Source organism: Cryobacterium sp. Sr3, assembly GCF_004402835.1.
Classification (GTDB): domain Bacteria; phylum Actinomycetota; class Actinomycetes; order Actinomycetales; family Microbacteriaceae; genus Cryobacterium; species Cryobacterium sandaracinum.
In genome coordinates, this window is the sequence record NZ_SOFA01000004.1 from 239004 (window position 1) to 247131 (window position 8128).

The 8128-nt window shown below is 68.2% G+C and carries 5 protein-coding genes; 2 read left to right on the forward strand and 3 right to left on the reverse strand.

Features of this window, described 5'->3' with window-relative positions; translation table 11 throughout:
• Positions 1 to 74 precede the first annotated feature (74 nt).
• Positions 75 to 3104, reverse strand: coding sequence for an aminotransferase (locus tag E3N94_RS02145; RefSeq protein ID WP_166785316.1), 3030 nt, complete (start codon positions 3102 to 3104; stop codon positions 75 to 77).
• A gap of 211 nt (positions 3105 to 3315) precedes the next feature.
• Between E3N94_RS02145 and E3N94_RS02150 the strand changes: the two genes are divergently transcribed.
• Together E3N94_RS02150 and E3N94_RS02155 are read left to right on the forward strand one after the other, a co-directional pair.
• A complete protein-coding gene (locus tag E3N94_RS02150) occupies positions 3316 to 4164 on the forward strand; it encodes a Cof-type HAD-IIB family hydrolase (RefSeq protein WP_277870665.1) in 849 nt (282 codons plus the stop codon).
• A gap of 275 nt (positions 4165 to 4439) precedes the next feature.
• Positions 4440 to 6323 (forward strand): FAD-binding monooxygenase, encoded by a 1884-nt coding sequence (locus tag E3N94_RS02155; RefSeq protein ID WP_134569680.1) that lies wholly within the window; start codon positions 4440 to 4442, stop codon positions 6321 to 6323.
• Between the two features lie 115 nt (positions 6324 to 6438).
• Here the strand turns inward: E3N94_RS02155 and arfB are convergent, their stop codons facing one another.
• Both arfB and E3N94_RS02165 read right to left on the reverse strand, forming a co-directional pair.
• On the reverse strand, positions 6439 to 6861 hold the full coding sequence (arfB, locus tag E3N94_RS02160; protein WP_134374478.1) for an alternative ribosome rescue aminoacyl-tRNA hydrolase ArfB: 423 nt from the start codon (positions 6859 to 6861) through the stop codon (positions 6439 to 6441).
• A 130-nt stretch (positions 6862 to 6991) separates the two neighbouring features.
• The coding region (locus tag E3N94_RS02165; protein WP_198416241.1) for an HNH endonuclease signature motif containing protein at positions 6992 to 8128 on the reverse strand (1137 nt) is incomplete at its 5' end.

Sequence of the window (8128 nt, forward strand, 5' to 3'; positions counted from 1 at the left end):
GGCCGCGAGCGCAAAGCGCCGCGAGCTCGGCGCGGGGGTGCTCGGCGCGGGGGTGGTCAAGCACGTCGTGCACGCTACCAGCCGCCCTGCAGCACCTCGTCGAGTCGGTCGACGAAGAAGTCCGCGCTCTCCCGACTCAAGCACAGGGGCGGCTTGATCTTCAGCACGTTCTGCCTCTCCGAGGTGGGCTGCACGATCACGCCGAGCTCCAGCATCCGTTCGCAGATGGCGGCGGTCTCGCTGACCGCCGGCTCCAGGGTGTCCCGGTCGCGCACGAGTTCCACCCCCATGTACAGGCCCAGGCCGTGCACCATCCCGATCAACGGATGCCGTTCCGCGAGTTCTGCAAGCCGGCCTGCCAGGTGCCGGCCGACGGCATCCGCATTCTGCTGGAGGGATTCGTCCCGGATGACGTCGAGCACGGCCAGCCCCGCGACGCAGCTGACCGGACTGCCGCCGGCCGAGGAGAAGAAGTTGCCCTCCCTGGCCAGGGATTCGGCGATGTCCCGGCGGGTGAGCACCGCGCCGAGCGGGTATCCGTTGCCCATCGCCTTGGCCACCGTGAGGATGTCGGGCACGACGCCCTGCTGCTGCACGCCCCAGAAGTGGCTGCCCAGCCGGCCGTAGCCGACCTGCACCTCGTCGGCGATGCACAGCCCGCCGCGTGCACGGACCTGCTCGTAGACACGGGCGAGGTATCCCGCCGGGGGCACGACGCCGCCGGCATTGCCCAGCACGGGCTCGCAGATGAACGCGGCCAGGTCAGCCCCCGGGCCGTCCGGATCGGCCAACAGCCGGGCCAGGTCGGCCGCGTACTCCCCTGCCGCCCCGGCACCGCGATGCGTCCCGCGATAGGAGTTCGGAACATCCGCGATGTGCACCCAGTCGGGCCGGGAGGCCAAGGAGAAAGGGTTGTCGTAGGCCGAGGTCGACACCGCGTCGGAGGCCGACGTCCAGCCGTGGTAGCCCTCTCGTAAGGCGACGACGTTGCTGCGACCGGTGTGGATCCGGGCCAGGCGCAGGGCCAGGTCCACGGCCTCGCTGCCGCTGTTGACCAGAAGCACGGTGTCGAGGATGGGATCCGGTGATGTCGCCACGATGTGTTCGCAGAGGTCGGCCAACGCCGAGTAGAGGAACCGGGAGTTCGTGTTGAGCAACGCCAGCTGATCGCTCACGGCACGGGTGAACCGGGGGTGGCTGTGCCCGATCACGGCGACGTTGTTGACCATGTCAACGTAGGAGCGCCCGTGAGTGTCGATCAGCAGTTCCTGCCAGCCGCGTTCGATCTGCGGCGGCCGTTCGTAGTACTTCTCCTGCGCCGCGGCCATCATGGCACCGCGCCGGGCCAGTTCGATCGCCGGGTCGACGACGGATGCCTGCGGCGCCAGCCCAAGCAGCCGCGCCGGGTCCGGTGCGAGGGTTGCCCACGCGGCGGCCCGGGAGGGCTGGGTGAAGTGCGGGACCGGCAGACCCGGGCGAGCGAGCTTCTGCACGGTCACCCGAGCAACCGGGCTCGCGACGCCCACGGGCTCCCCTGCGGCGATCGCGGTCCCCGGCACGAGGTTCGACACGATGCCGCCGATGCGCAGCCCGAAACCGGCCAGCGTCAGAACCAGAGTGTCGCCTCCGATCTCGGTGACCGAGGCAGCCGCGGGCGCGACGATCACCGAACCGGCAGGCAGGTAGACCTCGGTGAACAGCGCGAACGTGTCGGGTTCCCGGCGCGAGTGCGGCGGGGTTCGGGTGAGCCGGAACTGGCCGTAGGGGGCGACGGCGGCGCTGCGTCGGGCGAGGGCGGCCTGCGCGAGCCGCCACTCGGCATCCGTTGTCTGCCAGAGGCCGTCGGCCAGGGCCGGGCTGGTCACGGTGAAGTCAAGCATTTCGTAGTCGCCGTCGGCGAGCGCGGGGATCATCGGCACGGTCGTGTGTTCGGGCACGGTCGTGTGTTCGGCACCAGTGTGCGGCCGCCGACCGAGCGCCTGCCGGATGGCCGCGTCCGCTTCCTCCCAGCCGATCGCGCTGGCTGCGGCGAAGACCTGCCACTCGGCGTCCATCCGGTGCCTCGCGTAGTCGTTGTCCGCGTCGATCTGCACCTGCTGCTCGCCGCTGGCCACCAGCACCGCCCCGCGGAGCACGATCAGCGGCCAGAGCGCGGTGATCTCGGCCTCGGTCAGGGGAACGACCTCGTCGAAGGCGACGATCGCCTCGAGGGCCGCCAGCGGATTGTCCGGCATGTGGTGCAGAACGGATGCCGCCGTGACCGCCAGCTCCGCGACCAGCCACCCGGTGGCCAGATCGCCGAAGTCGATGACCCCCTCGGGCACGTGGTGGCCGTTCGGCAGCACCCGGCAGATCACGTTGTCGTCGGTGATGTCCCCGTGGATGGTCTGCAGCCGCAGCACGGAGGCCACAGCCGCCAGACGTGCGGCGGCGCTGTCGGCGATGGCACGGAGCTGATCCCTGGTCTCTTCCGCCGGCACCCAGCGCATCAGCAGGTCGATCACGGTCTTCGCGTTGCGCAGGTCCCACTGCAGCGTGCGGTCGAGGCCGTCCGCCGCGAAGTCACGCAGGTGCAGCGACGTGGTGCCCGAGAGCCGGCCGAGCGCCCGGACCACCGGCGGGGCCAGATAGCCCCGCGCCTCGAGCGACGGGCCCTCGAGGAAGGTGAGTAGCCGCACCGGGAGGAGGGCGGCATCCGTTGCGTGCCAGTGCTGGCGGCTGAGGCCGTTCAGCCCCCGCACGGGCTGCGGCACGCGCATGCCGTGCTCGGTTAGGAACACCATCACCGCGTCCTGCGCGGCCAGCTCGGCGGCTGAGAAGGCCGGGTTGTCGACCTTGAGCACGTAGCGCTGCGTCGCTCCCCCCGCGGAGTCACCGGCGGAGTCACCCGCGGAGTCACCGGTGGCGGCACTGGTGGCGGCACCGGTGGCGGCACTGGTGGCGGCACCGGTGGCGGTGATCAAAAAGTTGCGGTCCTGCTGGCTGCCGAGCTCGCGGGCCGTGCCGGTGATCCCGAAGAGCGAGGACGCCATCGATTCGGCGTCGGCCGCGGTGATATCCGGGCGCACGAGCCCCTGGCCGCTGAAGAAATCAAAACCAGGCACGTCGACGCTCCTCGCAGATAGTGCAATGAATCCTGCCAGTTTGGCACCAGGGCCGCTCGTTCTGTGCGCCCAACGCTCAGTTCGCGCGCAACTCGGAGCCCGGCGGGCAGAGATGACATCATCGAGAGAGACAGCGTCGTCGTCACAGACCAAGGGACGCGAGCGAACACTCGTGGATTCCGGGAACGAACAACGACCGAAAGCCGCCGCAGTGAACCACTTAGCAGAGCCCTCCGACATCCGACTCATCGTTTCAGACATGGATGGCACTCTTCTCGACGACGACGGCAACGTGCCCGACGCGTTCTGGGCGCTCCTCGACGACCTCCATCGGGCCGGGATCCTGTTCGTGCCGGCCAGCGGACGCCAGTATCAGACACTGCACGGCATCTTCGGCGAGCACGACGGACTCATCTACATCGCGGAAAACGGAAGCAACGTGGTGCAGGACGGCATCAGCATCGACGTCGAACCCGTCATGTCCGAGATCATCGCCCCCATCGTGGACTGGGTGCGCGGCACCGCCGCCACGGGTGCCGACCTGGGGCTCGTCGTCTGCGGCGCCCGGAGCGCCTACATCGAGCGCAGCGACGAGCGCTTCGTCGACCAGGTTCGCCGGTACTACGCAGCGGTCGAGGTCGTAGCGGATGTGCATGCGGCCGCCCTCGACGATGTCATCTTGAAACTGGCGATCTACGACCCTGCCCGCGCCGAACAGCGAAGCGGACCGGCCTTGCGCGGCCTGGGGCTGCCCGCGGAGGTCGTGGTCTCGGGCGAGAACTGGGTCGATGTGATGCGCCAGGGAGCGAACAAGGGTCGAGCGTTGGAACGGCTCCAGCAGCAGCTCGGCATCAGCCGGGCCCAGACGATGGCGTTCGGCGACTACCTCAACGACGCCGAGATGCTCGATGCCGCCGGGCACTCCTATGCCATGGCCAACGGCCACCCGAGCATCCTGGCGCGCGCCGCGAACATCGCGCCGTCGAGCTCGGAGGCCGGCGTGGTCAGCAGTATCCTCGCCGCCCTACCGCACCTGCAAAGTGCGCACGTGACCGCCTGATCGCCCGGTAGCTCCCTGCCGCGCCTCCGTCCCGAACGAATTCGACGGAGATTTTGCCCATAGCGGGCCCGAACACGACGGAATGGCTGTTTTCGACGAGAATCTCCGTCGAATTGGTTCGCCGCCTCTCCTCTAGTCGTGGCCGGCCGGATGATATATGATCCGAGAAGCGATAATAGAACTTTGTGTTCGATTATCGAACACGTCAGGACATGCACGCTACGACAGTGACGTCCGATTCACCCACGCAGAGCCCACAAAGAAGTGAGGAAGCCGTGCAGTTTCACCACCACGGATACGTGTCCACCGATCCCCGCATCCAGGATGCCGCCGGGGTCGGCCTCAATCGCCCGGGCGAGCTCCCCGAGAACGTCGACGTTCTCATCGTCGGAACGGGCCCAGCCGGCATGATCACCGCCGCGCAGCTCTCCCAGTTCCCCGGTATCACGACCCGCATCGTCGAGCGCCGCGGTGAGCGCCTCGCAATCGGGCAAGCCGACGGCATCCAGGCCCGCAGCGTCGAGACCTTCCACGCGTTCGGTTTCGCGGAACGCATCATCGCCGAGGCCTACCGCATCACCGAAATGGCCTTCTGGACACCGGACCCCGCCGACGTGACCCGCATCATCCGTTCGGCCCGTGCCGTGGACGACCCCACCGGCATCAGCGAATTCCCGCACCTGATCGTCAACCAGGCGCGTGTTCTCGACTACTTCGCCGAGGTGATGGCGCACTCCCCCACGCGAATGGAGCCGGATTTCGGCTTCGACTTCCGCAGCCTGGAGAACACCGACGAGGGCGAGTATCCCGTCACGGTGACGCTCGTGCACACCACCGGGGAGAAGCAGGGCCAGGAACGCGTCGTGCACGCCAAGTACGTGGTGGGCGCCGACGGTGCCCGCAGCGCTGTGCGCGACTCGATCGGCTGTACGCTCGCCGGCGACCAGGCATTCCACGCCTGGGGCGTTATGGACGTGCTCGCGGTCACCGACTTCCCGGACATCCGCATGAAGTGCGCGATCCAGTCCGAATCCGGCGGCAACATCCTGCTCATCCCGCGCGAGGGCGGATACCTGTTCCGCATGTATGTGGATCTCGGCGAGGTGGCCGCTGACGACAACGGGGCAGTGCGCACGACGACGATCGAGGAGATCATCGCGAAGGCCAACGGCATCCTCCACCCGTATACCCTCGACGTGAAGAATGTCGCCTGGCACAGCGTGTACGAGGTCGCCCATCGTCTCACCGATCGGTTCGACGACCTCCTCCCCCACGAGATCGGCACACGCACCCCGCGGGTGTTCATCACCGGGGACGCCTGCCACACGCATAGCGCCAAGGCCGGCCAGGGCATGAACGTGTCGATGCAGGACGGCTTCAACCTGGCCTGGAAACTCGGCTACGTGATCGAAGGCCGCAGCCCCGAATCCCTGCTCGGTACCTACTCTGCCGAGCGCCAGGTCATCGCAAAGAACCTGATCAATTTCGACAAGACCTGGTCGACCCTGATGGCGACGAAGTCGGAGGACCTGGAAGTTCCACTGGAGGAGTTCTATACGAAGACGGCCGAGTTCCCGTCGGGTTTCATGACGGAATACCCGCCGTCGATGCTGACCGGCGAGGCAACACACCAGCACCTCGCCACGGGATTCCCGCTCGGCAAGCGCTTTAAGTCCGCCCCGGTGGTGCGCGTCGGCGACGCCAACCCCGTGCAGCTCGGACACCACCACCGCGCCGACGGCCGGTGGCGCCTGTACGCGTTCGCGGATGCCGCTGTGTCCGGCGATGCCTCGGCGCTGACCGAGTGGGCCGAGTGGATTCGCACCTCACTCGAGTCGCCGCTGCTCGCGTACACCCCTACCGGGAGCGACATCGACAGTGTCTTCGACGTCAAAGTGGTCTACCAGCAAGAGCACACCGGGGTGGACATCGGCCGGGTTCCGGGCGTTTTCCTGCCGATAAGAGGACCCTTTGAGCTGATCGACTACGAAAAGCTCTATGCAACCGACCCGGCGCACGACATCTTCGAGCTGCGCGGGATCGACCGCGGCGGTGCCGTCGTGGTGGTGCGCCCGGACATGTATGTGGCCAACGTGCTGCCGCTGACCGCGACCGCTGAGCTCGCGGCGTTCTTCCGACAGATGTTGCTGGTGCGGTAGCCGCTCCTGCGTTAGCCGCTCCTGCGTTAGCCGCTCCTGCGGACACCTCAGGCAGCGAGAACGGGTGACTCGTCGCTTTGAGCTGCGCTGTTCGACGATTCACCCGCTCTCGCAGCTAGTCGGCGGACGGCCTCTGCCGCTGCTTCTTGGTGGCCGACCGCTGTTGCTTCGCGGCGAGGTGCCTTCGGCCCGAACCACGAGTGGGTTTGGTCGGCCGGCGGATGGGCGCATCGGGAGCCAGGCCCGCGGCCACGATGTCGGCGAGCTTCGCCAAAGCGAGCTCGCGGTTGCGCAGCTGGGAGCGCCGCTCGGACGCGGTCACGGTGATCGCCCCGTCGACGAGGCGTTTGGCGAGGCGGGCGAGCAGGCGCATCCGCTGGTCGTCGGAAAGCTTCTCCGACTCGGCAACGCTCCAGATGAGCTCGACGCGGCTGTCGGAGGTGTTCACGTGCTGGCCGCCCGGCCCTGACGACCGCGAGAACCGCCAGCCGAGTTCGCGCTCGGGAATAATCAGCGCGGGCGACACCTCCAGATCCATGTGACCAGCGTGACACGATCTTGGGGTTGGTGTCGGCTGGAGTGCTCCGGTGGCCAAACAGCACCGTGATCGCGCCTGTCGAACTGTGGGGGCACTGTGCGCCCGGGTGGTGGCGGACGAAGCCACGTTCCTAGGAGGCGGTGGTGACCCGATTTCGGGAAGGCACGTTGACGCTGGTCGAGCCCGCCGAGACCGGTGAGCGGCTGGCCGGGTTCCCTCCCCCAGGCCGCCAGGTGCGGGTGGGGTCGAAGCAGTAGGGTGCCCTGACTTCGGGTGTGCCCCGGATCATGCGGATGTTCCAGCCCGAGGTGTCGATGCTGTGGTGGTGGTACCAGCACAACAGGACCCCGTTGTCGATCTCGGTTTTTCCGCCGCGGTGCCAGGGGATGACGTGGTGTACTTCGCACCAGGCTGCGGGCACGGTGCAGCCGGGGATGACGCAGCCGCCGTCGCGGGCGGCGATGGCGCGGCGTTGGGCCCGGTTGAAGAAACGATTCTCGGTGCTGAGGCTGAGCACCTTGTTGTGCGGCCCGAACCGGATCTCCTGAAATCCGCCGGCGCAGAGCGCCTGCTTCACACTTGTCAGCGAGATCGGCGCTTCGACGCCGTCGATCCAACCCACCCCATGGTCGGCGGTAAGGTCGGCCTGGTTGACGTGGATCATGACGGTGGGGGCGGCGCCGCCCATGGTCGGGGTCCCCGCGTCACGGGTGGCGGCTTCGAACACACCGCGGAGGATGTCGGCGCGTTTCTGACCGCCGTTACGGTCGTCGCTGAGGGCCGCGGCCTCCGCCCCCGGGATCAGCTGCCCGGCCGCCATGCGCGCCTGTTCTTCTTCGGTCGGAAACTTGGGCGCCGCGTGGGCGGAGAGATACGTGTCGAAGATGGCGTTCATGATGCCGCGGAGCTCCGGCGTGACTCCGCCGCGGAGCGGGTAGAGACCGTCGCGGAAGAGCCCGAACCCGACAGTGCTGCGGGCCTCGGCGACGGGCTCGTTGGGGGCGGTGCCGTCGGGATCGAGGCGGGCCTGCCACTGCCCCGCCATGCCCCGCACCAGGTCCGCAGGGAACGCGAACCCCTCCCCGGGCAGGCCGCGGGTGTCGTCGGTGACGGCGCCGGTCGCACTGGCCACCAGGGCACGTTCGGCAGTGCCGAGCTCGTCGGGCGCGACCCGGGCCGCGACCTGGTCGAGGGCGGTGACGATGTTCTCGGCCGCGTCCACGCCGAGGTCCCCGGCGGTGAGGGAATCGGCCACGGCCGGGTAGTA

Bases quoted from the DNA above. Each gene is read 5' to 3' on its own strand.
- arfB (WP_134374478.1), bottom strand. From the start codon at position 6,861: ATGGATCTGGAGGTGTCGCCCGCGCTGATTATTCCCGAGCGCGAACTC.